Raw genomic sequence first — 26,320 nt, 5'->3', positions numbered from 1 at the left:
CTAACACACCGAAATGAGTGGCACTATTCGAACCGAATTAGCCAATAGCCGCGCCTGTAGCGTGGTACCTGATGAACGACTGGCTGCACAGCTTCGCATACCGGATTGACTTTTCGTGGTGGTTCCTGGGAGCTGCTGTGTTGCTGCTCACCGTCATGGCACTGGGAGCGATCAGCTACCAGTTGCTACGGACGAGCCGGATCAATCCCGCAGTGGTACTGAAAGAGGAGTAGGAGGAGAATTATTGAGAGGAGCTCCAAACCAGGGGCTTCTTTCTTTTGACATTTTGTATTTAACATAATATAAATTATATAACAAACATAGGCATTTGCGTAATACGCAGCGCAGCGGAGTATTTAACATAAAACCAGTTATCGTCACTTCAGTGCGATAACGTTAGGGTTTTATGTTAAGCAAATGCCGGTGTCGCGTGCACAGCTCTCACATCGTTACTCTGACCAATACACCATATGTTCATTATATAATTTGATGTTATATTAAATAGCCGCCTGGCCACAGCGCGCTCGGCTTTCAAAATTCTCGGCTGTTAGAATTTGTCTGTAAAACACTTGCTGGCCAACGCTTTGTTTGGCACAGCCTCTGCCTCGAACTTCGTCATTCCGGAAGCAGCGCAGCGGATATCTGGAATCTCCTTGAAGCTATGATGAACTTGGTTAGCTGCTCACTGGTGTGTCTGCTTTCAATTATGTTCGCAGTGCCCTCAAGCCGGGCTGGCTCTTCCTTTTTCAATCGATAAAAAGGAAGCAAAAATCTTGACAGCCCCCTTATCAGCTTTTAATGAAAAATCATTTAAAATAGATTTTTCTCCACGCTTAACAGTAACTCCATCTATGCTCAAAGACAGTATTTCACTTGAAACTGAAAAAGGAACTCGGTTTGTTTCTCTTATTTCCGGGTCAAGGCTAACGAAATCAAACATTCTTTGAAAAGCTACACTAGCTTCTTTAACTTTAATATTAGCCATTAAGACGCTCGAAATATTTGGTCCTAAAGTGGAACAAAGACCAATCACCGCCACTAACTCTCCTATCATCATCTTTTCATTTAGCACGGAATATGAGGTAATAACAAAGACGGTTATCAAAAAGACGGTGTTAACAAGTCCCAGCACAAAATTATAACTGATGCCTATGCTTCCCAAAGCATAAATCTTTTTCAGAAAGGTACTTAGTATTGAACTATTTCTTTTCTTAAAGTGCTCCTGCCTGTTAAGAGCTTTTACAGACTCCACGCCCCGAATAGAATCAATGTAATAGCTTTCATTGATGGCAAAATGGATCATTGCATTCTTTTGGGCCGTAAGTATTGGCCGATCGAATCGTTTGCTTATGGCATAATAAATCGGCACAAACAACAGGAATGTTACTCCTACCGAAGGAATTAGGTACAAGATATAGGTCAGTACCACCATAAGTGTGATCGCGTTCAATACTACATTACCAACAACCAAACTGATAACATTCTGAATTCTCTTGACATCATTTAACCTACTGGTGATATCACCTAGTTGTCTTCTGTCAAAAAAAATTCTGGGTAGGTCGATTAAAGAATCATAAAATTTGGAGACAATTCGTTGATTCATATCGAATTCAAGTTTCACAAATAGCCGTCCTTTTATATAAGTAAGTCCATTCCTGGCTAGAAGTATTAATCCTACAAGAGCAATGCTGGCCACCAATAGCGCACGATCTCCAGATGGAATAATTACATCTATTAATTTTTGGCTGAATATGGCTGTCACCAAACCCAAAATAGAGATAACCACCCCAACTAAAAGCAAGCTGGCAAGGGTTAGCCTGTCTTTTTTCACTAAATCGCTTATCCAAAGAAAGGTTGTAAAACGGCTCGTTTTTATAGCTGTAAAACCAGGCGTAGGTTCAACTGTAAGTAAAATCTTGCTCTTCCATATTTGATTAAGCTCATCATCAAAAATATATCGTATGCCGCTTCTTGGGTCTCCGATTATATGACGTCCCTTTTTATCTATGCCGTACCAAACAATGTAATGCGAGTAACGCATGTCTACAATAACATGCAAAATTGCAAAGGTGGTCACAGTTTTTAATTCATCAATTGAATCTGCCTGTAAACCCTCAGCATTTAGACCAAAAATCTCCGAAGCTTGTATCAGTCCCTGAAGAGAAGCACCTTCATAGTCAGAATTACTAAGTTCCCGAAGTCGCTCAAATGTACAAAACCCTCCATAATAATTAATAATGGAAGATAAACATGCAATGCCGCAATCGCGACTCTCTTGTTGCAACTTGAATGTTGATCTTATTTTTCTAATCGTTTTCAAAACTTGCTACTAATGTTTCCACATCTGTGACTCCCGAATATTCGGCTAAATATTTTAGTTTAGCCCCGTATGTCAATAAGTATGGCGTAATGGTTGGATAATAATGTTCTTGCTCGCTCATTCTGGCAGCAAATATAAAGGGGTACTTTTCGAGATTTCTGGTGGTCAGAAAATCTTCCAGAGTTCTGTCATCATTTTTGAAAACCAGTATGACTTTCAGTTTCTTCTTTAGGTCATTCTCTCGTAAAAGCAACTCATCAAGCTGCTGTTGACAGTTTTCACAATGAATATCCATAAAAAATAGAATGAAATTGTCATTAGAAAGCTGATTAAAATCAAATTTGGAATGATCAAGATGAACAAGACGTAGTCTGTCAATCCTCTGCAAATTTGTATTGAACTCATTCTTTTCTACATATCTCTGGATTAAAAAATAACCAAAACAGACCATCGCTACCCCAATGAAAGTTATGCTGATATATCTAACTTTTCTCACAGTCTTTCAATTCAAAATTATCAGGTAGGAGAATGTTAGAATTGTTAATATCAGGCCCGAGCCATAAGTAGAAAGCACCAGAACTGTAGACCTTTTAAAGGAGACTTCAATTTCATGATACAGTAAAAATGACAATAATAGTATATACGCCAACTCAAATAAATTAAATTTCGCCAAGACGTATACTAAGACATGGTCATTTGGGTCAATTTCAAATAGCGAATACACCGATAAGGGATAAAATGACTGTAGGTCCGTCAGACTATAATCTGTATTAAATACTGAAAACCAAGTTATTCTTATCAATATTTCTAAAACAAAAATCAGATCTGAAATAACCACTATTCGAAAAATGGAGGCAAAATTGACTTTAAACTCCGCAAGAATCAATCCGGTGATAATAATTAAAGCAATAAGAAAATATTTTAAAGGATAATAGATTATGATGCTAACAAAGCTTAGTAATTCTGATTGCTCATCGTTACTAATGATATCAAGTATTTCCTCATATGAATATTCAGATGAAAATTGGTTAAAATACAGAGAATCATCGATTAGTACGTAGCCATGTATAACTGCGAGCAGAAAGTATAAACCAATTAAAAGTATTGTAAGATACAAATTTGAATATCGGGACCTCATCATTTTTCAAAAACTGATCTGTCAAAAGGAGCAAATGAGTGGTTAGAATAGAGTACGGTTGCTGTTGCTAATTTTCCTTCGTACTCAACTTTAGTAGGAACTGTAATTCCATCTATGACGTCATACTTCATGAAATTGGTATAACTTATTCCATTTTCGTGATTTCCTGACTTGGTCACCCTTCTAAGTTGGAGAAGGTTTAAAGTCTTAGTGTCAAACGTAAAAAAATGATCATCCTTCTTAAGTGCTTTTTTAATAACCGTAATTGAGTCATTCTGCATGATCATGGAAAATTGCTCCAAACTGTCTAAAGGAATGTAGTTCAAATTATACTTTATCAGGTTTTCTTTAGATGTCTGATTCTCGGCATCAAAAATTTCAAACTTCATTTTATGCCATGTTTGGGGATCAATACACACCTCCTGGGGTCCTTTATCTATGCTATGGTAGCACGTTCGGTTCATTTGAATGGTTTGGTTCGGCAGGCGTGAGCTTTCCATAAACATGGTATATTCAACTGTAAAGTATTTTATAGTATCAAGTTTAGAATCCGGATCCACATGTCTATGATACTTTTCAATAAAATCTTCCACTGAAATGTTTTGGCAATAGCCACAGATACTAGCAAGAAGAGTGAAAGCTAAGAGGAAATAGATCTTTATCATATTAGTTGGTTTGCGGAAGGCACTCTTACGAGCACCTTCAAAAGGTTGTTAAAAATACTGCGCACAGTATGGATTTGCCTGTAAGAACAATTCTGTAAGAATCACTCGTTCAACACTACCAGGCTCAGTACCAGACAGAGTCCCTGCCAAACTGCCGCCACAGTATGCTTGTCCCAGGTCAATCCCCCCTTTAGTGGAATTCAGTTGATTTTTTTCTAACTTTTTCATTTTTTAAGATTTTAGTTGAATAAAATATATTATAAAACAATTATAACAACAATAAATTGTAGTTAACAAATAATATTTTTCCTAGATAGTTATAGAGTTAGAAATTATGCATGAAACGAATGGCATTCTGGTATGAATGCATCGACCAATAAGCAAATTGCTATTTTATATTACATGCTATTATGGTAAGCAAATGGATTATAATAGAGATTTCCAGTTGGTATTCCATTATTTTAGTTATTATTTATGTAAAAAGTACGTACGTAATAATTTTGACCTATATGCTCAAGATAAGATTAAGGTAAGAAAATATGGGATTCTATTTGATGTCCTTTCCGCTGAAGATTAGAACTCACCCTTATTTAACATAAAACCTGCTTCCAATTATCGCTTTCAGCAAATTCTTTAATTGTGTTATTCCTTTTGATCAAGAGGTTGGCCATGTACTTCTTTAATACAATGAAGTCTGCAAACTTGCCGAGAACTCCCCAGGGAGACTGGTAATCGAATATGTCTGTCATCAAAGTTCCTGTGTTATTTACCTCGAAGAGATGCTCATGTCTAAACCGTTTGAACGCTCCCCTAACCATTTCGTCTACAAAATAAACAGGCCTCTCAAACGCTGTTATTTTGGTGCTTAACGTTTGAGCAACACCAAAATGAACCGCTCGCCATGTAACCGACTCATCAAGATTAATAAGGCCTGATGTAACACCGTCAATGGCCTCTTCTTTAGTGTGTGCTGTCGATATTTTATGCAGATCAATACTTCTCGACAGATCAAAGCATCGTTCAATGGGTGCGTTTATTTGGGTGTGTAGAATTATTACGGGCATATAACTACAATGGCCTTTTTTTCAATGAGTAATAATCACTACGAATCGTGACCAGCAAGGTATTGAGCTTTTGAACATCAGGTGCTTCCGGCAAGTTTGCTATTTTATAAACATCATCTATCGCGGAAATTTTCTGTTCTGCCAGCTCCAGCAATTTATCATATTGAAAATCTCCCCGCTTGATGCTCAGGAGATATTCCCTGTCCTCCCTCCTGACGTTCAGCTTGCCCTCTCTTGCGATCTCCTCGCACATGTGCAGCAACCGGAAGGTGTGCATTATATTCTTAGCGTCATAATTCTTTCCGTGCTGTATGGTGTTCTGGTAGCGGGCATCATTCCGTTTACCAACCCATTCCCAATAGTCCTTATACTCTTTGCAATATTTTGAGTAACCTGACTTGTTAAAAGACATGAGGGCGACAGGCTCCATTCCCTTTGGTATCGGGCTTAATGCTACGTCATTGGCAGAATCTTTCCGGATGATTCCGGCAAAGCTGTCATGGCCGTAATACAGTCCGTATATCTCGTGCATGTTAGGTATTCTGGCAAGTCCGCACTGCTCCTGCTTCAGATCATTCAATTTCAGGTACTCCTTTACAGGGATTGAGCCTTGCTGCCAGACAACGTAGCAAAAATCCAGAACACCCTTCCTCTCCTTTTCCACAGGGTTTAAGATCTTCTTGTTCAGACCTTTGGCTTTCCGTATCTGCGTCATGGCATAGCCGCCAAAGCTTTCCTTGCACTGTTTGGAAAGGAAGTTTTCTCCCCTGATCCCGTGGAATACCGGATGCATTTTCAGAATGGAGTCTTCCGGAGTGTAAAGCAATTCGAGAATATTCGGGTTGCTTTTCCCCAGCAGTTCCATGAATCTTTTCAATTCGTAGTACACCATATCATTGGACTCATTGCTGACTTGTTCGACATATTCCAGACCGTAATAGGCTTCTCTGGGTAAAATAAAAACCCCTTTGATGTCCTTATCGGATTCCGGAGTTGCAAGTCCATGGGCATGGCTTCCGCTCATGCATTCGAATACAATGATATCATGCTTTCTGAGGTCCTCTATTGTCATAGTTCGTCCTTTACAATTTTCCTGTACAACGTGTCCAGCAGGTCAAAATCTCCCTTGGCGGCAGGCAAGTTATTGGCCGCTCTTTCATTCTGTTCAATGGCGGATGAAAGATATTCAAAAATAAGTGGCTCCTGCGGATGCATATAGGACTCTCTCTGGCCTGATTTGATCCTGATCAGCTCGTTGATCTTTTTTGTAGTAACATCGTCAACCACGGAGAACATCTCCGGCATCTCAATATGCGGCATAGTGCCCGTTTCCCTAATCCAGGTGCCGGCTATGGTGGTCCTGAGGGCATAGAAATACTTCTTGAGCTTCACCTGGTCACCCGTACATGCCTCCAAGTACTTTTTTGACATGCTCAGGTAGTGGTGCATCACAGCGATTGGCGAAAAACAGTTACTACCAAGCTCCCTGATCTGCAACAGAAATTGTTCGTTAGCTTTGTACACAATCGGTGACTGGATCCATTCCAGCAATGGTGCATTGGACTTCCAGAGCAGCCCCAGCGCCTTTTTTATGTCCCAGCCGCCGATATCCAGCTCATCGTTGATCGGGATATCGATGGTATCCTTTCGGTCGTTTAAAGACAGATACCAGTCCGGCTCATGTGCGTAAATAAACCGGACATCATAGTCACTGTTGGGAGACGGAAATCCCCACGCCCGCGAACCTGACTCACAAGCATACAGGATTCTGATATTATGCCCCTTTTCGATTTCTGTGAGCTTTTCTTTGATCAGATTTTCCATATCTTCAAGAATACAACTATAGAATGAATAATACCACCCCGTGTCACACATAATCCTAAACACAAGTCTGAAGTGTCTAAAAGGGTATTAACCCTTCTGGGCAAATTCCTTTACAAATTTGTAGTGGGAGTAGTAGGATTCGAACCTGCTCAGCCGAAGCACCAGATTTACAGTCTGGCTCAACTCTCCAACGTTGACGTACTCCCATAGAGAACATGGCGGGACTCGAATGCCGGCGATTGGCCGGCATGCTGATACCAATCGTCAGCGCCCGCAACTAGAGGTTTTGCAGACCTCTGCCTTACCATTTGGCTACATGTTCATTTGCGGAGGCAGAGGGCTTCTACCGCCTACGCTCCTTTTGTTGGCCTGCCGGGAATTGAATACCTGACGATCAGTCAGCATGCTGATAATTGCTTCATCAAGCAATTCATCAGCACCCGGAACCTTCACCTTATAAGAGTGGTACTCTAACCGTTGAGCTACAGGCCATTGTATTTGATGATCCATCAGGATTTGAACCTCAACCAGCTGGTTCAAAGCCAGATATGCTACCATTACACCAGTGGATCGTTTTGGGTGTCTTCGGGTCTCGAACCCTGTTCTCCTCATTCACAGTGAGGTATTTTGCCAGTTAAACTAAAGACACCATATTGTACTCCGTAGGGGAATCGAACCCCTATCCTTCGATAGAAAGTCGAGTGCACTCAACCATTATGCTAACGGAGTTTTTCAGCAGTACCGACGGGACTCGAATGCTGACGATCAGTCAGCATGCTGACAATGGTTTATCAAAACCGTTCATCAGAGCCCGCAACTACCCGAGAGACAGTCGGGCAATCTACCCAATTGAGCTACGGTACTGCATAAAGTCCGGACATAAAAAAAGCATCCCATTTTCTGTGAGATGCTTCCTCGTTCCTTTATCTATACAACTCTACATTCAAGTCATATTAGCATCCCATATAATACAGTTTTGTTCTTGCTCATAATCATAACCGAGTCGATCTGAGCACAGACATAAGAGGGCTATATGGAGATGTATTCGTTTCATTATTTTCTTTTTAGTATTTGTCTCTTGATGATGCAAATGTGTGGAGTTGAAATCAAAAATGCAAGGAACAAATGAATTTAATTTACTGATAATCAATTAGTTATGTGTATTTTGAGCAATATGATTCCACCCCATCCTGATATCCGTCAGGATGAGTTTTTCTTTATTTCACAACTGCCTGTCTCTCAATTGTTTCTCTCTTCAATGCGTTATGGTTGTATTGCTAAGTCTCTCAATTAATTTTTTAAAAATTTGACATAAAAAAAGCGTCCCACTTTCGAAGGACGCCCATGCTTTTATACGATATTTCTTCTTTTCGAATTCTAAATTATCATTCTAGTCAAAGCATAAGTGTCCTTGTACCATTCCTCTAAGAGTGAATAATGGCAACTGGAATCCAGACATATGCTTTGTGGTTTTTTGTTCATTTCGTTACAAAAGTAAAAAAGATACTCTTCAGTTACATAATATGTCAATGGTTTTTAACAAATGAGAATGGATTCTTATTGTTACAGACAGCTTTGATGCAATTATTTAATAAATAATCTATATTAGCCAGGTGTCATTGACTAGAGGCTTCTTAAGAAATATAAACAGTGAAGTATCCAAAGGATGGATTTTAACAGGGATTCTGGTAGGTTTAAGTCTCGCCCTGGTTATTTATGTTTTTTCTATTCAATTAAGAGAAGCTTTTCGTTTTCTAACACATTTTTTTGTTGGTCGTTTACTTGTTCTTAGTTCTGCAGAAAGGATATTTTATGACCTGTTTTATGCCGTAATAAGCTCCATCATTGGATGCAGTTTTGCTCTGAAATTCATCCTGGAGAATTCCAGAAATCGGATGAACCCTAAAGTTAAATTGGGCCAAACCGTTGTGATCAACAATCATAATTTCACTACCTGGCACACTATGAACTGGATGGCTAAAGTTTTTCTCCTCACAGGCATCTGGTTTCTAAGCGTTATCATGCAATATGATATTAGTTTTTATCATGAATACTATTGGTTCTTTATCCTGTTGCCCTCAGTGTGGTTTTTAAATCTTTGGCTCGGCATGCATCGATTATTAGGCAGGAAAGCCTACCACTGGATGGGTCTGGCAGCATTGCTCATAATCGCCAGCTCATTTCTATTAACACGATTGCATGTTGTTGATAGTAAAACAATTGATGAGAAACTCATTAAAAGCTCTATAGAGTATAACTATGATTTAGAGATACCTCAGTCTTCATCGTATGTTAATTTGCCATATAATTTAATCCCTATTGACCTATATGTAGGATTCAGGAAAAATGGAGATCAAGAAACTGTTCGAATTATCGGAGATTATAGTCCTGGGAACCTTAACGAATTAAACCTGGATCAAGTAAACCCATATCTTTACCGGGAAATGAATAGGTTCTTTTCAAACTATCAAGCCTCAGCTCGCTTATTTATTGATAAAAACGTGGATATGCATTCGGTTTATCTTCTTTCTCAAGAAATAGGGAGAACCGGCATTTACAGCATTTTCTTCCAGACAAATCCACTAAATAGTTCCTACCCGGCACTCTATCTACCTTATTTTGATTTCGGGCTCATGGCTCTCCCTGCTATAGATTGTGACTGCGAAATTGACAAGATTGATTCACTTATGTCGCATGGCTATTCAAGTAATCAAATTCGCTTTCCAGAGAGTTACTGTTATAGGATGGCTCATATTAATAGTTTTAACAGACTTAAAGTTACGATTAAGGGCGATGACAAGTTGATGCTCAATGAATCTCCCATAACGTATAACAAACTGAAAGAAGTTCTATATGATTTTGAAAATAAGTATTATCAGAATGCATTGGTGCTGTTGGATGTAAATGACCGAAGTAGTTATGGCAGGTATATCGAAATCATGGATCTTATTAGGTCAAGTATCCTTCACAAACGCAACGCCCTTTCAAAGCAAAATTTTAACCTTCCCTACTCCTGGTCTCATAATTTATGGGGTGAAGAAAAGAAAAAAATGCAAATCATTGAAGAGCTTGCACCAATGAATATCTATGAGATGAATTACACTGATAAGTACCTTTATGACTTCTTAAAAGGGCAATAATATGAATAGTACATATTTGCCATTTTTTGGTATCCGAAGCGTCAGCGGACGCGGTTCCTCACTCCTTCCCTCTTATAATTGCCTTCCCTAGGCTTAGTTTCACGTAAATACCGGTATCGCTTTGCCGGCTCTCAATCTATCCCGGGCAACAATAGCAGCTTTGAGCCCCGGGTTGATATAATACGTCTGCAACATGCAACAGCAGACTAACCGGTTTCGCTGACATCTTATTAAAACTGCAATTGCGAATTAAATAATTTTCCTTATATTTACTGCAATTACGAATATTATAATGAAACAGCCACCGGAAATGATGGCAGAACTAGTGATTGAAAGGAAACGATCGGTCTCAATACTCATATCTAATATCTCAATACTAGTAAAACATGAAAAAGACTAAACTAGGTGAATTTGAGGAGCTGGTACTACTGACGGTGACTGTGTTGCAGGAAGATGCGTATGGAGTTGAGATAAAGCGGGAGCTGGAAGAAAGGTTGAATCAAAAGCTTAGTGTGGGCTCTATACAGTCAGCGCTTAAGAGAATGGAGGAAAAGGGATTCCTTACCTCTGAATTTGGTGAGGCTACCAACAAGAGGGGTGGAAAACGAAAGCGCATATATAGGGCAACACCGTATGCCCTTAAAGTGCTTCAGGAGCTTAAAACCATCAGAGAAAGATTATACACCTCCATACCTGTGATCAGCTATGAAATCTGATTCCTCACATGAAGCTCCCAAATGGCCTTTCAGAGCGTTGCGTTATCTCTTAAAGGATGAGTATCTCGAAGAGCTTGAAGGTGATATGGAAGAGGTATTCCGGGATAACCTGAAAATCCATTCACCGGAAAAAGCCAAGCGACTTTTTATATTGGAGGCGTTGAAACTGCTTCGTCCTTCTCTGCTTAGAAATTTTGGTATGTCAACCGCCATAACACGCCACCTTATGATAAAGAACAACCTCAAAATTGCCTTCAGGCTTTTCAGGAAGGAAAAGGCCTATACCACGATCAACGTTGCCGGTCTTGCCACGGCATTGGCCATTGCTTTGCTGATATTTCAGTATGTTCAGTTTGAATTTAGCTACGAGGACTATAATCCCAAAGCAGACAGACTGATCAGGTTAACAAAGGATAACATGAATGGCGCTACTGTGGTGGACCAGGATTGTGAAACCAACCCGCCTTTAGGCCCATTGCTGGCTGCTGAGCTACCTGAAGTGGAAGCATTCACACGTGCTTATCATATCGATCAGCATATGTTAAAGGTTGGTGATGAAGTCTACCGCGAACCCCGAACATATGCCGCTGATCCCACGTTTTTTGAGCTGTTTAACTATAAATTTATTCATGGAAATCCTGGTAAGGTGTTTTTGGAGCCACACGAGGTTATACTGACTGAGTCAACAGCACTGAAATACTACAATAAAACTGATGTTGTAGGGGAAACGATATATTTTACAGAGATTGAAAAAGATTTTGAAGTGGTAGCCGTGGTAAATGACAGCCCCCCAAATACCCACCTGAAATTTGATGTACTTATCTCCTACCCGACCATGGTGGCATCCCTCAATGAAGAAGATGACAACTGGCGAGGCAATAATACCTACACATACGTATTACTGACTGCTCCTGATAAGTATGACCATTTTAAAGGGAATCTTGCTGCACTGAACAGGAAGTTGCAGGAGGATAAAAAATTGAGAAATGCACAGGTTATCTCTGAACCTGTAAAAAACATACACCTCTACTCTGACAAAGCTTTTGAGCCGGAAAAAAACGGTGATTATATTTCGGTTTTTTTCCTGTTGGGAGTTGCAATTCTTGTTTTAGTAATTGCTATAGTAAATTATATTAATCTGTCGACATCGAAATCTTTGGACCGTGCCAAGGAAGTGGGGATCCGTAAAGTAGTGGGTTCATCTTTATTCCAGCTTCGCTTTCAGTTTTTTACAGAGTCCTTTGTAATCAATATTTTCGGAGGAATGGTCGCCATTTTGCTGATCAGTGTCTTTTTAGAGCAATTTCGGTCCCTGGCACAGCTTCCGGTTTCCTTCTCTCCTTTTCGTGACTACGAATTCTGGATTAGTTTACTGACCATTATTACAGTGAGCTCAGTACTCTCCGGCATTTTCCCGGCCTTAATATTATCATCATTTAAGCCTGTGCTGGTGCTAAAGGGTAAGTTCAGTCGCTCTAGGTGGGGCAATAATCTGCGGCAGAGCCTCGTGATCTTCCAGTTTTTCATTACGTTGTTTTTGATTATTCAGACGCTAACAGCTAAAAAACAGCTTGACTTTATGCGGCAAAAAGATCTGGGTATCAATACAGAGCAGGTTATTGTAGTCCCTCTTCCGGATGGAGCAAGCACCACTATCAGAGATGAACTGCTGACTCATGCATCAATTAAGGACATCACTTTCAGCACAATGCTACCCGGGCTGCCGTTCTCCCACCTGAGCACTACGACCGGAATAATGCTGGAAAATAGCATCAATGAGCACAACTACAATTTCAACATGATCTGGATTGACCATAACTTCATTTCTACAATGGACGTTGAGTTGCTGGCCGGACGTGATTTTACACCGGAAGAGAATTCAAACGATAATGTCATTGTAAATGAGAAGGCTTTGGCGCTATGGGAGGTTCCTGATGCATCTTCGGCCGTAGGACAGAAAATTAAGCTCTGGGGTAGACAAGCCACCATTGTAGGTGTCATCAGGAATTTTCATATCAGTAGTGCCAAAGCTGACCATCTGCCGGTGCTTTTCCTTCCTTCAAAAGGGGCGTTTGGCTTTATGTCGGTACGCACAGCAGAAGGTGATGCGCGTGAACATGTCGCGCTTATTAAAGATATCTATAAAAGAAATGTTAAAGATGGTCCATTCAATTTCTTCTTTCTTGACGAGGAATTTAATAAGCTATATCAGGCGGAAGTGCAGTTTCAACAAGTGTTTGGCGTGCTTACAGGTTTTGCCATTTTTATTGCCTGCCTGGGCTTATATGGGCTTGCCACTTTTACCATTTCCAGCAGGACCAAAGAGATTAGCATCCGCAAGGTTTTGGGAGCTTCCGTTTCGCAGGTGATTGTACTATTATCTGCAAACTTCATAAAGCTGGTAGCAACGTCTGTTTTACTTGCAGCACCAATAACCTGGTTTATAACCGAGAAGTGGCTAAACAGATATGCCTTCCGGATTGAGCAGAGTGTATGGGTGTTTATTGTTCCTGCATTTGCATTGCTGGCAATATCGTTTGCGACAATATTTTTCAGGACCTACAAAATCTCAGTTATAAATCCGGCAGATTCGTTAAAGAGTGAATGAAGGTTGAAACACTGAAACTACAAGGACAAACTTTTCGACTTTTTGGGCAGTATGTCTCTATTTTCTTTTTAGGCATTATTTCATTTTTCCGTCAGGAGAAGGCATTTTCCGCATCTTTGTAGTATTCTTTTACGTGTTTTAAAGAGTACCTGATGCAAACCTAAACCTCGCAAGTAACAGCCTTATGTCAGGAGTCGGAGGGAATTACTGCCCGGGCTCCCCTACTCGTCATCCCGGGCACACAGCAATGGCCATCGGGGAGGCAGATCCTGGATCTCCCGGCTCGTGGCACTGCCTGGCTTCAGCTTCTGCCATGGATCAGGAGATCCTGAATATTTTCTCCGTTGCTCTACGAAAATTCCAGGGACGGGTTGTTTGCTTCAACGCTCCCCTAACCCCTCTCTAAATCTTAGAGAGGGGAAGTTCAAATCCAGGATTTGAACGGGGGTGAGTTTAGTGCGGCATGTAGAAAACGCAGAAACCAGTACAAACCCCACCCACTTCCGTCATCCCGGACGTAGCACAGCACTGATACGGGATCTCCCAATCCGTGGCACTGCCCAGACTTCAGCTTCTGCCCCAGTTCAAGGAGATCCTGAATATTTTCTCCGTTACTCTGCGAAAATTTCAGGATGACGGGTTGTTTGCTTCAACGCTCCCCTAACCCCTCTCTAAATCTTAGAGAGGGGAAGTTCAAATCCAGGATTTGAACGGGGTGAGTTTAATGCGGCATGTAGAAAACGCAGAAACCAGTACAAACCCCACCCACTTCCGTCATCCCGGACGTAGCATAGCGAAGATCCGGGATCTCCCAGTTCGTTGCACTACCCAGGCTTTAGCTTCTGCCATGGATCAGGGGATCCTGAATATTTTCTCCGTTGCTCTACGAAAATTTCAGGATGCTGGGTTGTTTGCTTTCAACGCTCCCTAACTCCTCTCTAAATCTTAGAGGGGGAAGTTCAAATCCAGGATTTGAACGGGGGTGAGTTTAAAAACAGCCTCTGCTGCTGGCATATAGTTTACTCTAAAAACGCCTCCGTTTTCTACACTATTTTATAGCATCAGTGTGATGTATAAGTCCGGACCTCCCAGCTCATGGCGGTGCCCGAGCTTCAGCTTCTGCCTCTGATCAAGGGGGATATGTCAAGGCTATGGAGAACAACCTGTATATTGTTTCATCGTTAATGCTCTTTCTCATCATTTCAATTTTACTTTAACCCCCAAATAGTAGTTCCTGCCGGGTGCCGACTCGTAAAACCGGCTTCCAAATGCATTAATACGGATGTTGTCAAAATATTGCGTATTGGTCAGGTTACGGATGCCCAGAAAAGGTTCAAATAAAAGGCTGCGAACATGTTTTTTATAGGTTAGATTCATAGACAAAAGCGCATAATCTTTCATGTGTATTAATTGATTTTTCAATGGTCGCATGCCTGCCATAGCACTCCTACATGCAGGCATGGAATTCGCGATAACTTATTCATCCCGTTTGATATACCAGGGGCTCTAAGTTTATGCTTATTTCATGGACTAATTATTTGAATTATAAACCCGAATTAATTGACCATCTTCTTCATCAGTTAACAAATACAGTTGACCTCGCGGTGAAACGATGGCTTTGCGTAACCTCACCCGGTCAGTGATAAACAGCTCTTCAGCAGCCACCACCTTATCATTTTCAATGGTCATCCTCCACAAGCTTCCCTTGCTCAGGCCCGGTACCAACAGGTTTCCTTCCCATAAGGGAAACTCCCTGCCGAAATAGAACGTCAGCCCGGTTGGTGCTACGGTCTTATCCCAGAAATACACCGGTTCTTCAAACACCAGGCCCTCAGGAATTTCGGGTTGGTAATCCGGGGTACGGTATTTACCGGTTGTTCGAAAGGGCCAGCCATAATTTACACCGGAAGTCAGGATGTTTAACTCATCGCCCTGGATGGTGCCGTGTTCGCTAAACCAAATTTTTTGACTTATCGGATCGAATGCAAAGCCTTGTGTAGCGCGTATTCCAGTTGCAAACAAGCCCTTAACGGCATTCGGTCCAAAATCAGGGTTGTCTGCGGGAATGCTACCATCCGGATTAATTCGTATGATTTTGCCGCGCTTATCAGTAACATCCTGTGCCGTGGGAAGCGGAGGGTTTAGGTATTCGAAAAGGTTCCGTTCGCCGGTACTAATATATAGTTTCTTATCCGGGCCGAAGATCATTCCGCCACCAAAGTGAAACAGGCCATGTGTATAAGGCGCAGCTTCGAATAGCGTTTCCACATTTGAGAGGCTATTTCCTTTGAGCACTCCACGAATTACTTTTGTTGTGCTCTCACGCTCCTTGTTCTCTACAGCATAAGAAAGATAAATGAACCTGTTTTTCTCAAAGTCAGGATCCAGTAGAATTTGGAACCAGCCCGCATTAAAGCTTTGGGTTTGGCCGTGCAGGGCGCTCGGAAACACGCCTTTTTTAAATTTGGTGGTGTCGATAGTCACCGCCCTGGCAACATCCTGAGGTATACCGGAGATTTCTGACCGTTCCTTTGTATCAAGGTTGACGCGAAGTAGCGTGCCATCCTTTTCAGCAATCAATACATCGTTTTCCGATAGAAACGCCATACTCCAGGGGCGATTAAGTCCCCTGAGAACGGTTTCTTTTACTGGCTTGGTCATTTGTTCTTCAGGCTTTTTCGGAATGGGTTCAGCAGAAGTTACCTTAGCTACGATTTTCCAGCCTGTTTCCGGAAATTTTTTAAGCAGTAAGAGATCATTAAATCGATTTCCAAAATACGGCACGGTCACTTCCAAACGCGCATAAGCTACATCTAATACCTGGTTGATAGTGACCAACTGACTGGGCCGGTTGTTTTTTGTACCTGGTTCTCTCCTGCTATACAATGCCGCATACTCTTCAATGGTCATTTCCCGTACCTCATTAGTACCTGTATGGAGAAACATGGTCGTACCCGGATGGAATGCAGAAAGGATGGTGTCGGGATAATTGTATACGGTACCCTTAATAAATTTTTGGATGACCGCGTTGATTTTCTCGTGATCAGATTGACCAAAGAGTTGAGTAGATAAAACTGTGAATAAAATAATTAGTCGTATGCTCATGATTATAAATTTTTTCACAAGAATACGTTGATCGATGCGCCTTAGCTGCGAAAAACCCGTGACAAGCGGTTCAATCCGATCAATCCGGACCTATTTTTGGCAATATCTTCTTCTTATACTGGGCGGGCGTACAGCTCTCTATATTTTTAAACGTCTCAAAAAAGCCGGATTTCGAGCCAAAACCGGCTTCATATCCGATTCCCTCCAAACTCATGTGCGAATTTGTTAGCATGAGCATTTTGGCCTCTTCGACACGCAGTTTTTTGATATAATTGGCAAAGCCTAAAGCTTCTGTTTCATTTAAAACCTGGGAAAGCACATGCCTGGTGAGGTTCATTTTGTTGGCCAGGTCATCCAGTTTGAGGTTTTTGTCTTTGAATAGTTTTTCCTTATTCATGAGATCATTCAACTGCTTCAGGATTTCCGGACCTTCTTCAATTTTTTTGCTTACCGATTTGGCAGCAATATTCTTATGACCCAGAGCCCTGAAAACGAGTATATAAAACGAAATAGAGAAAATGAATGCACCCCAGATATAGGTAAAGCTGGCTACAAAAAGAGCTAATTGGTAAGTGAAGGTGATTAACATTACGCTGATCACTGTAAGCGCGAGGTACCTCCTGTCTCCTGTTAATTTCCAGGGAGTTAGAAATTCCCAGCCTAATATTTGCCTGACTTTTATGATCCCTAAAACCGTGAAAATCATCCATACTGCATAGATAAATTGTACAATTTCCGGATTCCAATAGGCAGGAAACTGGCTGTACGGAAATACGAGGCCTATTCCGGCAATGATGATAGCCAAAGCTGAAAGCAGGTAGATATCCGCTTTTGGAAATTTTGTATTGTCTTCTTTAAGTGATTTTAGGTAGAGGAAGAAAAACGGACCAATAAATATGCAGGCAGAAAGGCCGATTTGAAGAATCAGTGGATCTGCTTTGGTGGAATAGTATGCCAATACAGACTTTCCAATTCGAATACAAAAAGCAATCACCAGGCCTGCAAAATAAATATCAGCTATTGACTTTTGCTTTCTGAAAAGCAAATACAGACTTACGATAAATCCGTTGATTACACCCAGGCTGGCAATCGGAAATAATAAATTCATGCATTAAAAACCATTATAAACCCAAAGTAGCTACTATGAAATAAATGAGTCAATTTATTCTACCACTTACGTTAGGCTATCTAAATTGTTTTGGTTTTACTCCTCTGGCGGCTGATCGTGCTATTTCCGCAATTCTCTTCTTTCTTGTTTCAGGTCTTTTAGCCATCACCACCCAATGCAACACTATTTTTTTATTTGATTTAGACTGCTGCTGAAAAAAGTCCATTGCACCTTCTCGTTTATTCAACGCCACTTGTAAATCCTCCGGTATGATCAATTCCTCAACACTATCCGCAATTGACCAGGTCCCGTTTTGTTTGGCAGTTTCTATGCTGTCAAAACCGGCTTTTGCCATTAGGTTGTCTTGGATGAGCCGGTCAACTTTTTCTTTGTTTATCTTCGACCATGCGCTATTAGATTTTCTTCTGCAGAAATATTGCATATACCTTTCTTCGTCAATAGTCTTCCTGGTACTATCTATCCATCCAAAGCAAAGTGCCTCATCGACCGCTTCACTCCAGATAACAGAGGGAACTCCTGTCGATGATTTGTAACAAATAAGCCAAACCGACCGCTTTGACTGATGGTTCTTTTCTAACCATTTTCGCCAGTCTTTTCGGCTTTTGGGGCAATATGTTTCTATTTCCTTTTTAGTCATGGGTACAAATTTATATGTGACAAGTGACAGCCTTATGTCAGGAGTAGGAGGGAATTACTGCCCGAACGTCAGGATAACGAGTTGTTTACTTCAACGCTCCCCTAACCCCTCTCTAAATCTTAGAGAGGGGAAGTTCAAATCCAGGATTTGAACGGGGGTGAGTTTAGTGCGGCATGTAGAAACCAGTACAAACCCACCCACTTACGTCATCCCGGACGTAGCACAGCGCAGATCCGGGATCTCCCAACTCGCGGCACTGCCCGGACTTCAGCTTCTACCCCAGTTCAAGGGGATCCTGAATATTTTCTCCGTTACTCTACGAAAATTTCAGGATGACGTGGTAGTTTTATGCCGATGTCAAAAGGAGGATATGTTTATATCGTAAGCAACAAGCATCGAACAGTACTTTACATCGGTGTCACTTCTAACCTATCCGCCAGGGCTCACGAACACAAACATGGTGAAGGGTCTGACTATACGCAAAAATATAATTGCACTGACCTGATCTACTATGAGTCATTTCCTACTATAGAAGAGGCCATCGCAAGAGAAAAACAACTCAAAAATTGGAAAAGAAAGTGGAAGGAAGAACTAATTCAGAAATTTAACCCTGAGATGAAAGATTTATATGTAGAGGTAAGTGAGCTGCGATAAGATCAGACACCAACCACACTTCCGTCATCCCGGACGTAACGCAGTGGAGATCCGGGATCCCCCGGCTACTGGTGCTGCTTGGACTTCAGCTTCTGCCTCAGTTCAAGGAGATCCTGAATATTTCTCCGTTACTCTACGAAATTCTAGGATGACGTGGTTAGTTTTATGGTTTATGTCAAAAGGAGGATATGTTTATATCGTAAGCAACTGCTCGAAGCCTAGAAACCAGTACAAACCCCACCCACTTACGTCATCCCGGACGCAACGCAGTGGAGATCCGGGATCCCCCGGCTACTGGCGCTGCCTGGGCTACTGCTTCTTGCCTCTGTTCAGGGGATCCTGAATATTTTCTCCGTTGCTCTACGAAAATTTCAGGATGACGATGTTAGGCAAGTAGGCGCCTGCTTGAAAACCTAAACGCCATTATTTCCCAGCAGAGTCTCTCGATAGAGGACTCTGCGTAACAATACTACTACGCCATCCCGGACACCTCACCCATCAAAAGTCTGTGCTTTTACTACAGTCTGTACCTCTCCATTCCCTCGTCTATAACGAGCTTAGTTCAAGCCAGTTGAGTGCTGATCTTTATATTTATAGCAATGTTATTAGCATTAGCCTACCTCCCTAAGCCTGTAGGCTGTCATTTTAACTTCAGGGCGTTGAGCTAAGATTTCATCATAGTGTTCCCTGGAATATTTAGTATCAAATAGCCTCTTATCCCAGGTTGTGGTACTCGCAAAGTAATGTTCTTTCTTTAGCCTCATCAATTTAAAGCGCGGTGTCATATTTTTTTTACCTATCCATTTGTAACCTATATTGCTACTGCCGCCTATCTCAGAATTAACATTCATGTCTAGCAAACTAAAGTCATCGACACCAGCAGAACCTTGAATTTTAGCCTGGAAGGATTGGTTGGGAGCATCAGAGATAAATACCGTCATCTTATCAGCCACTATGACTTCAGAAACAACAACTTGCCTGAGTTTCCATATTTTCTTTTTGAATAAATCATCAAGTTGAGATTCAATTTCGCCAAAAGATTGAAATTCAATCCTCCGTTTTCCTTTAGCAGTAAGGTATGTTGAGAATTCATGCTCGAAATTAATCTCGATACCTAAATCCATGGGACCTAAACCATGTGTTAGATGGAATGAGGCTGCTCCTGCTTGCAGCTTTGTCACTTTCACACCGTCAGTTTTGTATTCCCATGCACTATCGTATTTATAATCCTTTAGTTTGATATCCACTCCCAGTTCCTTCAAATTTCCCAGATATTGGAAGTATCGCCCGGAAAGCAAGCCGAAGTCTCCAACATTAATAATTTTATCGGGTTGCCATGGAGTAAAATAACCCTCCCTTTTGTAGACTTCTTTGGTGTATTTGTCCCGGATGTTTTTCATTTCTGATTATGGTGAGGTTGTACTGCAATCCACTCCTTCCCTTCTGCTTATGTAAATTAAGCATTCCTACGGCTTTATCCAACCCTGGTCGCTTTAATGGCAGACTGTTAATAAAATCCATTGACACAGCCGCATTATATTCAAGCAATGGTCCTGCAGATCAATCATTTTTTTGGTCACTCCCTAAAAAATGGCCATTTTCCGTTTGTGTCTATTTTGGGCTTACTCTCTAATTGAGTTAGGTGAAAACACCGAAGGGTGTAAAATTTTGCAGAAATCGGCTGATTTAGGTAGTCAAGAGGCAATTGTAAACATTAGCGAGTATTGCTACCAGCTTTAGTTGCCTTTGCAAAACATCATCTCCTAAGCTAATTAAACTGATTTTTTAACCGACTATCGCCAGTTATATTTCAATTAGTGCCTTTAAGAAAATGCCAAAATCAAGGGCTTGTGAAGTCCCAAAAAGCGGAGCGTACTGGGGTACGTGAGCATTTTTGGGACGAGCATAATGCAGACATTTACGTTTTCTTAGAGACACTAAGTAAGCAATTGCACCCCCGCCCTTTGGCTATCAGAATTTATTATTCACTACGGAGTGATCTCACGGGGTTAACCACTGCAGCGGCTATCGATTGGTAGCTAACGGTCAGAAGACCGATAAACAATGCCAGCAAACCTGAAGCTACAAACACTAGCACACTGTCCATTGATAGCAGATCAATACGGTACTGGAAGTCTCCTAACCAGCTTTTTACAGCAATGTAAGCCAGTGGCCATGCCACGATGGTAGCTACAATAATAAGGATTACAAATTCTCTGGATAACAGCATCACTATTTGTGAAACGCTTGACCCCATAACCTTCCGTACGCCAATCTCCTTTCGTCTTTGTTCTGCCATATGAGCAGAAAGGCCAAACAAGCCAAGGCAGGCGATAAAAATGGCCAGCCAGGTGAAATTGGATACCAACCTGGAAAAACTCTCATCGCTCTTGAATAGGTTGTCAAACTCCTGATCGAAAAATTGATACTCGAAAGGATAATCAGGATAAACAGCGTTCCATTCACTTTCGATAGACTGCATTGTATTCCTGATGTCACCTTTAACTTTTACAGAAAGATTACTACTTACATTAGGGTTATAGAACATGATCAACGGCTCGATACTGTGACGCATAGAGGCGAAGTGAAAGTTTTTTACAACCCCAATAATCGTTCTTTCGGTATTATTTCCCAGGCTTAACTTCTTTCCTACCGGATCGGTCCAGCCTACCTGTTCCACAAGGGCTTCGTTTACCAAAATAGCCTCTTGCTGATCAGTACCCGCCTCGGGGGAATAATTTCGCCCGGCTACCAGGCTCATGCCCAGCACCTCCAGATAATGTTCATCGATAGATAATGCGCTAACGATCCAATTCTGTTCATTTTCCGAAGCGCCTTCGGGGGTAATGCCCGTTCTTCCAAATGTCCTTCCCGGCATGTTTGAAGAGCTGGCAGCGCCTTCAACAGTCTCGTATGTAAGCAGCCGGTCCCGAAAGGTCCTGACATTCTGCGACAGGCCGGGATCGTTCATTTGGAAAGTGACGATCTGATCCTTATCAAACCCAAGGCTTTTATTTTTAATGAATTGTAACTGCTCATAGATCAGGATAGTCCCGATGATCATCGTAATAGACGCGGCAAACTGAGCAATTACCAATACCTTACGAAGCAAAAGTCCATTTTTGCTGGTTTGGAACTTTCCGCGCAGGATCTTTACCGGCTCAAATTTTGAAAGTATGAATGCTGGGTAAAGTCCGGCCAGCAGCCCAATCACCAAAGTGGCGCTTATAATGGAAAGATATACATCACTCTGGGTGAATATGAAATCGAATATTGACATACTCAGCGATAAATTCAGATATGGCGCTACTGCCAGCACGAGCGTAACAGCAACTATGGCAGCCAGTATGCATACAAGCAGTGATTCTCCTAAATGTTGTTTGATCAGGTTGTAGCGAAAGGCACCCAACACTTTCCTCACCCCCACTTCTTTAGCCCGTGATGACGATTGTGCTGTGGACAGGTTCATAAAGTTAAATGCAGCGATAAGCAGAACAAACAATGCTACTGCCGACAATGAATAGACATAGGTAATATCCCCTTTATTCTTGTTGTAACTATCAAACAGAATACCTGAAGATTTCAAATGAATGTCTTTAAGAGGCTGCAACTGAGGTATCCAGAATTCAGGAGCCTCATTTTTTAGAGCCAGTTCTTTCATTTTTGACTCAACTGTGGCTTCAGAAGCAGCGTCATTGAGCAAGGCATACCCAACCATGCCCAACCCCTGCCACGAATCCAGATATTGAGCCAGACTTGAATCGGCTTGTGCAGGGTACAAAGAAAGCAGCAAGTCCAGCTTTAAATGACTGTGGTGCTTCACATCTTCTATAATACCGACCACCTCCCATTCGTCATCATTGATCTTAAGCATTTTGCCAACAGCATCCTCACTACCAAACGCTTTCGTTGCCATGGCCTGGGTCATAATGGCTTTGCGAGGCTGATTAAAAGCCTGCTTAGCTTCAGGGGTATTTAAACTATAATCGAATATGTCGAAAAAAGATGGTTCTACCGATTTAGTATCATCGGCATAAACATAATCTCTCCCCAACGTTATCCTGGTTCTGCCCTGTGATAACACCCGTGTGGCGTTCAGTACTTCCGGAATTTCTGCTTTAGCCGCGGCAGGCATTACCGGCTGCGTGATCCCAACACTGTTACTCGTTACGCCAAGCGCTTCGTCTATCGTATAGAACCTGAAGATGCGGTCAGCCTGGCTATGAAAAGTATCATAGCTCAATTCATTTTTTACATATACAAAAATGACCAGGCAGCATGCCATACCTATTGCCAGTCCTGAAATATTAATAAAAGCGGTGACCTTGCTTTTTCGCAAAGCTCGCATGGCGGTTAATAAATAATTCTTGATCATAATGTTGTTGTTTATTTTAGTTTTTTGACCTTTTCTGTTGTTACGGAAACCAAGTTGATTATACGAAGGAAAATGGGACTTTTCTAAATCAGTTTTATGGACGGCCAAAAAGGCTTTAGTACCGGCACATAAATAATATTTATTGAGTAGGCGCTTCATCGAAGGAACTATTTTCTACTTCATTGTAGACTAAGTTTTACAAAATGAGGAAAAAAGCAGGGCATTGGTTAATTCCCGGTTTTTGTTTTTGTGTGGCATTTGTACCACAAAAGCCGGAAATAAACCATTGACATCAATCGGCACGGATTTTTCAGCAGAAAACTCACATAACGCCTACATATGATAGAAACTGACGAACAAAAAGAAGAGGCCTTGCTTTTTTACAAAGAGGCTCTGCAAATGCTAAACGATAGTGGCGCCAACTTTATGCTGGGGGGTGGTTTTGCATTATTTCATTATACAGGTATGTATCGCGACACAAAAGACCTGGATATTTTTTGCAAACCTATGGATTCCCATAAAATATTAAAATACTTTGGTGATAAGGGCTTTCGCACCGAACTGTCTGACGCCCGTTGGCTGGCCAAGGTGTTCAAAGGCGACTTTTTTATAGATATTATCTTTGATACACCCAACACTATCTGCACGGTAGATGACACCTGGTTTGAACATGCCTCAAAAGGTAAATTTGCCGACACAGACGTCCTATTCATACCGGCCGAGGAATTGATCTGGTGTAAAGTATATGTGCAAAACCGCGAACGTTTTGATGGCGCTGATGTAAACCATGTAATCCTGAAATATGGTAAAAATATAGACTGGAAACGCCTGCTTGCGCGTCTGGACAAACACTGGCACTTGCTACTGGCACAACTGCTGATGTTTCAGTTTGTATATCCGGGTGATTATGCAGACATTATTCCCAGATGGCTTTTCGATGATCTGTTGGAAAGGGCGCGTGAGCAATACGATGTACCCCCTTCCCTTGCACATGTATGCCGGGGCCCCATCATAGATCAGGTGCAGTATGCGGTTGATATCAAGGAATGGGATTACAAAGTATACACCATGAAATCAGTATAATTATGGCAGAAGAAAAAAAGAAAACACAAAACGACTCTCAGAGAAAAATTCGTATAGCTGCTGTTGGCGATGTTCACATTAGAGAAAATCATAAGGGCAAGTGGGCAGACTATTTTAAAGAGGTATCGAGAAATGCTGATGTCCTGTTGCTCTGCGGTGACCTGACAGATACTGGCGATGAGGACGAAGCTGAGGTGTTGGCAGGTGAGCTTCACGGTTGCTCCATACCCGTGGTGGCCGTTCTTGGTAATCATGACTATGAAAAAGGTCGGCATAAGATCATACGGCAGATTGTACAGAATGAAAATGTGTTCGTACTGGACGGGGAATCGGTGATCATTCATGGCGTTGGCTTCGCTGGCGTCAAAGGCTTTGGCGGAGGGTTTGATAATCATATGCTTTCCATGTTTGGAGAGAATGCCATGAAAGCATTCGTTCAGGAAGGAGTGGATGAGGCTCTTCATCTGGATAGAGCGCTGGCCCGTCTTGATGCACACACCGAACCGGTAAAGAAAATTGCGGTCTTGCATTACAGCCCTGTTAAGGAAACGGTGATAGGCGAACCAGAGCCTATTTATCCATTTCTGGGGTGCTCCCACCTGGCAGAACCTCTTAACAGGAGAAATGTAGTAGCGGCATTTCACGGGCATGCACACACAGGCTCTCTGCAAGGCAAAACCAGCCATGGCGTTGAGGTTTACAACGTTTCAAAGCCTATACTGCTAAAAGCCGGGTATGAGTGTCCATACTTTCTATACGAGCTTGACGCTAAGGTGCCTATTTCGGAACATGTGTAGACAGAAAGCTGTCAACTTTGCTGTTCCAGTTATCCAGCAGCCGGGCGCGTTCGTGACTTAATCGCTCGCTGGTACTTTTGTATATATTCAATTGCTCATTATATGATTTAACGACCGAATTATAGGTATCAACATCCTCCCTTGTTCGTTTATCAGCAGGCAATGTCTTCATCCGCCTGTTCTGTTCATCCATCTTTATTTTTTTTATTAAAAACTTAGCTACGGCCTCCAGTGAAGCTTCTGCCTCTTTTTTGTAGAACGCCATCATGTCCAGTCCGGCCTGTAGTAGCATCGCATCATCACCAAAACTTCCTGACCTGTTGAATTCGCTGATCCCATCCCGGGCATATACCAGTAAGGTTTCCCGGTGTTTTTCAAAGTTTTCAAGGTCATATTCAGCTAGTGCATCATATACTTTGGCCTCTTGTTTGTAACTCTTGAAAAAGATCAGATACAACTCGTGGTAATAATCAAAGGCTTCAGCCGCTTTATGGAGTTTTTCACCAGTACGGTCATGATCTTCAATGATGGAGATATGATATTTTCTCGCAAAACTCCGCTGCACAGAATCAAGCCTGTCATAAGCCTCTGTGAGCTTTTCCCTGGCTAGCTTTTGTGCATGAAAATAGTTTTCCATAGCATCAAATGAATCTTCAGATGTACGCTCCAGGGTGACAATTCTTGCATAGTCCTCGTTAATAACGCTGTAATTAAGGTCAAGGTAGGCCAGAGCGGCCTCTTTAAGTGACGGGTCTCCTCCAAATGGTTTCATAGTTTTGATGGAGTAGCTTGACTGTCGAATGGTTGCTAACAGCTCAAGTCGCTTTTTCTCAATGATCTTTGGAGCCTTGCCATGAGCAGTCGCCCGCACATAATCCCATGTATCTGACTTAATGCCCTTATATTCCTTCCCTATCTCCTGAAGATAATCGTATGCGGTCTGCTGCTGAGCCACTACGGTAACCGAACCTGCCAACCCAATGAGCACCACTATTAAAAACCGATCCACCATTCCTTAATATAACGTGAGTTCGATATAAAGATACTAATCAGAGGGGCAAAATG

20 protein-coding genes and 7 tRNA genes are annotated in these 26,320 nt (G+C 41.7%); 6 read left to right on the top strand and 21 right to left on the bottom strand.

What is annotated here, in order from left to right; translation table 11 throughout:
- Positions 1–721: 721 nt before the first annotated feature.
- From C900_RS06530 to C900_RS29755, 14 genes are all read right to left on the bottom strand, one after another.
- Entirely contained in the window at positions 722–2,320 is a 1,599-nt protein-coding gene (locus C900_RS06530) for an ABC transporter transmembrane domain-containing protein (protein ID WP_083867440.1), read from the bottom strand.
- Positions 2,307–2,816, bottom strand: coding sequence for a thioredoxin domain-containing protein (locus C900_RS06525; RefSeq protein ID WP_157493922.1), 510 nt, complete (start codon positions 2,814–2,816; stop codon positions 2,307–2,309). Before C900_RS06525 ends, C900_RS06530 begins: the two co-directional genes overlap by 14 nt.
- A gap of 641 nt (positions 2,817–3,457) precedes the next feature.
- Positions 3,458–4,123: a hypothetical protein gene (locus tag C900_RS06515; RefSeq protein WP_009578890.1), complete on the bottom strand. Its 666-nt coding sequence runs from the start codon at positions 4,121–4,123 to the stop codon at positions 3,458–3,460.
- 48 nt (positions 4,124–4,171) lie between these two features.
- Complete coding sequence (locus tag C900_RS06510) at positions 4,172–4,351, bottom strand: hypothetical protein (protein WP_040495897.1); 180 nt, start codon at positions 4,349–4,351, stop codon at positions 4,172–4,174.
- 362 nt (positions 4,352–4,713) lie between these two features.
- Positions 4,714–5,187: an SRPBCC family protein gene (locus C900_RS06500; RefSeq protein ID WP_040495895.1), complete on the bottom strand. Its 474-nt coding sequence runs from the start codon at positions 5,185–5,187 to the stop codon at positions 4,714–4,716.
- Positions 5,188–5,191: 4 nt separating this feature from the next.
- The gene (locus C900_RS06495; protein ID WP_009578888.1) at positions 5,192–6,259 is read right to left on the bottom strand and encodes a nucleotidyltransferase domain-containing protein; all 1,068 of its coding nucleotides are present in this window, start codon (positions 6,257–6,259) and stop codon (positions 5,192–5,194) included.
- The gene (locus tag C900_RS06490; protein WP_009578887.1) at positions 6,256–7,011 is read right to left on the bottom strand and encodes a nucleotidyltransferase domain-containing protein; all 756 of its coding nucleotides are present in this window, start codon (positions 7,009–7,011) and stop codon (positions 6,256–6,258) included. Before C900_RS06490 ends, C900_RS06495 begins: the two co-directional genes overlap by 4 nt.
- 124 nt (positions 7,012–7,135) lie before the next feature.
- A tRNA-Tyr gene (locus tag C900_RS29770) sits at positions 7,136–7,217 on the bottom strand.
- A 4-nt stretch (positions 7,218–7,221) separates the two neighbouring features.
- Positions 7,222–7,333: transfer RNA gene (locus tag C900_RS29765), tRNA-Cys, on the bottom strand.
- A gap of 42 nt (positions 7,334–7,375) precedes the next feature.
- A tRNA-Ile gene (locus tag C900_RS29760) sits at positions 7,376–7,503 on the bottom strand.
- Between the two features lie 9 nt (positions 7,504–7,512).
- Positions 7,513–7,584: transfer RNA gene (locus C900_RS06480), tRNA-Gln, on the bottom strand.
- Between the two features lie 5 nt (positions 7,585–7,589).
- Positions 7,590–7,660, bottom strand: a tRNA-His gene (locus C900_RS06475).
- A gap of 7 nt (positions 7,661–7,667) precedes the next feature.
- Positions 7,668–7,740, bottom strand: a tRNA-Glu gene (locus tag C900_RS06470).
- A 7-nt stretch (positions 7,741–7,747) separates the two neighbouring features.
- A tRNA-Asp gene (locus C900_RS29755) sits at positions 7,748–7,875 on the bottom strand.
- Between the two features lie 1,244 nt (positions 7,876–9,119).
- On the opposite strand from C900_RS29755, the gene C900_RS06465 reads away from it, so the two are divergent.
- From C900_RS06465 to C900_RS06455, 3 genes are all read left to right on the top strand, one after another.
- On the top strand, positions 9,120–10,151 hold the full coding sequence (locus C900_RS06465) for an ExbD/TolR family protein (RefSeq protein ID WP_157493921.1): 1,032 nt from the start codon (positions 9,120–9,122) through the stop codon (positions 10,149–10,151).
- 386 nt (positions 10,152–10,537) lie between these two features.
- On the top strand, positions 10,538–10,867 hold the full coding sequence (locus C900_RS06460) for a PadR family transcriptional regulator (RefSeq protein ID WP_009578883.1): 330 nt from the start codon (positions 10,538–10,540) through the stop codon (positions 10,865–10,867).
- On the top strand, positions 10,857–13,475 hold the full coding sequence (locus tag C900_RS06455; RefSeq protein WP_009578882.1) for an ABC transporter permease: 2,619 nt from the start codon (positions 10,857–10,859) through the stop codon (positions 13,473–13,475). The genes C900_RS06460 and C900_RS06455 overlap by 11 nt, the downstream gene beginning before the upstream one ends.
- Positions 13,476–14,672: 1,197 nt before the next feature.
- On the opposite strand, the gene C900_RS06445 is transcribed toward C900_RS06455, so the two are convergent.
- From C900_RS06445 to C900_RS06430, 4 genes are all read right to left on the bottom strand, one after another.
- Positions 14,673–14,876: a TonB-dependent receptor gene (locus C900_RS06445; RefSeq protein ID WP_040495890.1), complete on the bottom strand. Its 204-nt coding sequence runs from the start codon at positions 14,874–14,876 to the stop codon at positions 14,673–14,675.
- 129 nt (positions 14,877–15,005) lie between these two features.
- Complete coding sequence (locus tag C900_RS06440; RefSeq protein ID WP_009578877.1) at positions 15,006–16,580, bottom strand: PQQ-dependent sugar dehydrogenase; 1,575 nt, start codon at positions 16,578–16,580, stop codon at positions 15,006–15,008.
- 79 nt (positions 16,581–16,659) lie between these two features.
- Positions 16,660–17,688, bottom strand: coding sequence for a helix-turn-helix domain-containing protein (locus tag C900_RS28160; RefSeq protein WP_009578876.1), 1,029 nt, complete (start codon positions 17,686–17,688; stop codon positions 16,660–16,662).
- 76 nt (positions 17,689–17,764) lie between these two features.
- A complete protein-coding gene (locus C900_RS06430; protein WP_009578875.1) occupies positions 17,765–18,346 on the bottom strand; it encodes a YdeI/OmpD-associated family protein in 582 nt (193 codons plus the stop codon).
- A gap of 354 nt (positions 18,347–18,700) precedes the next feature.
- On the opposite strand from C900_RS06430, the gene C900_RS06425 reads away from it, so the two are divergent.
- Positions 18,701–19,000, top strand: a complete 300-nt coding sequence (locus C900_RS06425; protein ID WP_040495888.1) for a GIY-YIG nuclease family protein — start codon at positions 18,701–18,703, stop codon at positions 18,998–19,000.
- A 611-nt stretch (positions 19,001–19,611) separates the two neighbouring features.
- Here C900_RS06425 and C900_RS06420 read toward each other — a convergent pair.
- Together C900_RS06420 and C900_RS06415 are read right to left on the bottom strand one after the other, a co-directional pair.
- Positions 19,612–20,400: a hypothetical protein gene (locus C900_RS06420; RefSeq protein WP_040495886.1), complete on the bottom strand. Its 789-nt coding sequence runs from the start codon at positions 20,398–20,400 to the stop codon at positions 19,612–19,614.
- A gap of 581 nt (positions 20,401–20,981) precedes the next feature.
- Positions 20,982–23,375 (bottom strand): ABC transporter permease, encoded by a 2,394-nt coding sequence (locus C900_RS06415; protein WP_009578871.1) that lies wholly within the window; start codon positions 23,373–23,375, stop codon positions 20,982–20,984.
- 339 nt (positions 23,376–23,714) lie between these two features.
- On the opposite strand from C900_RS06415, the gene C900_RS06410 reads away from it, so the two are divergent.
- Together C900_RS06410 and C900_RS06405 are read left to right on the top strand one after the other, a co-directional pair.
- The gene (locus C900_RS06410) at positions 23,715–24,458 is read left to right on the top strand and encodes a nucleotidyltransferase (RefSeq protein WP_009578869.1); all 744 of its coding nucleotides are present in this window, start codon (positions 23,715–23,717) and stop codon (positions 24,456–24,458) included.
- Positions 24,459–24,460: 2 nt separating this feature from the next.
- Complete coding sequence (locus C900_RS06405; protein WP_009578868.1) at positions 24,461–25,255, top strand: metallophosphoesterase family protein; 795 nt, start codon at positions 24,461–24,463, stop codon at positions 25,253–25,255.
- Here the strand turns inward: C900_RS06405 and C900_RS06400 are convergent.
- Positions 25,236–26,267, bottom strand: a complete 1,032-nt coding sequence (locus C900_RS06400; RefSeq protein ID WP_009578867.1) for an LIC11966 family surface protein — start codon at positions 26,265–26,267, stop codon at positions 25,236–25,238. The two genes, C900_RS06405 and C900_RS06400, sit on opposite strands and share 20 nt — an antisense overlap.
- Positions 26,268–26,320: the final 53 nt, after the last annotated feature.

The sequence above is a fragment of the Fulvivirga imtechensis AK7 genome (assembly GCF_000331535.1).
Lineage (GTDB): Bacteria > Bacteroidota > Bacteroidia > Cytophagales > Cyclobacteriaceae > Fulvivirga > Fulvivirga imtechensis.
This window is presented reverse-complemented; position numbering and strand designations above follow the sequence as displayed.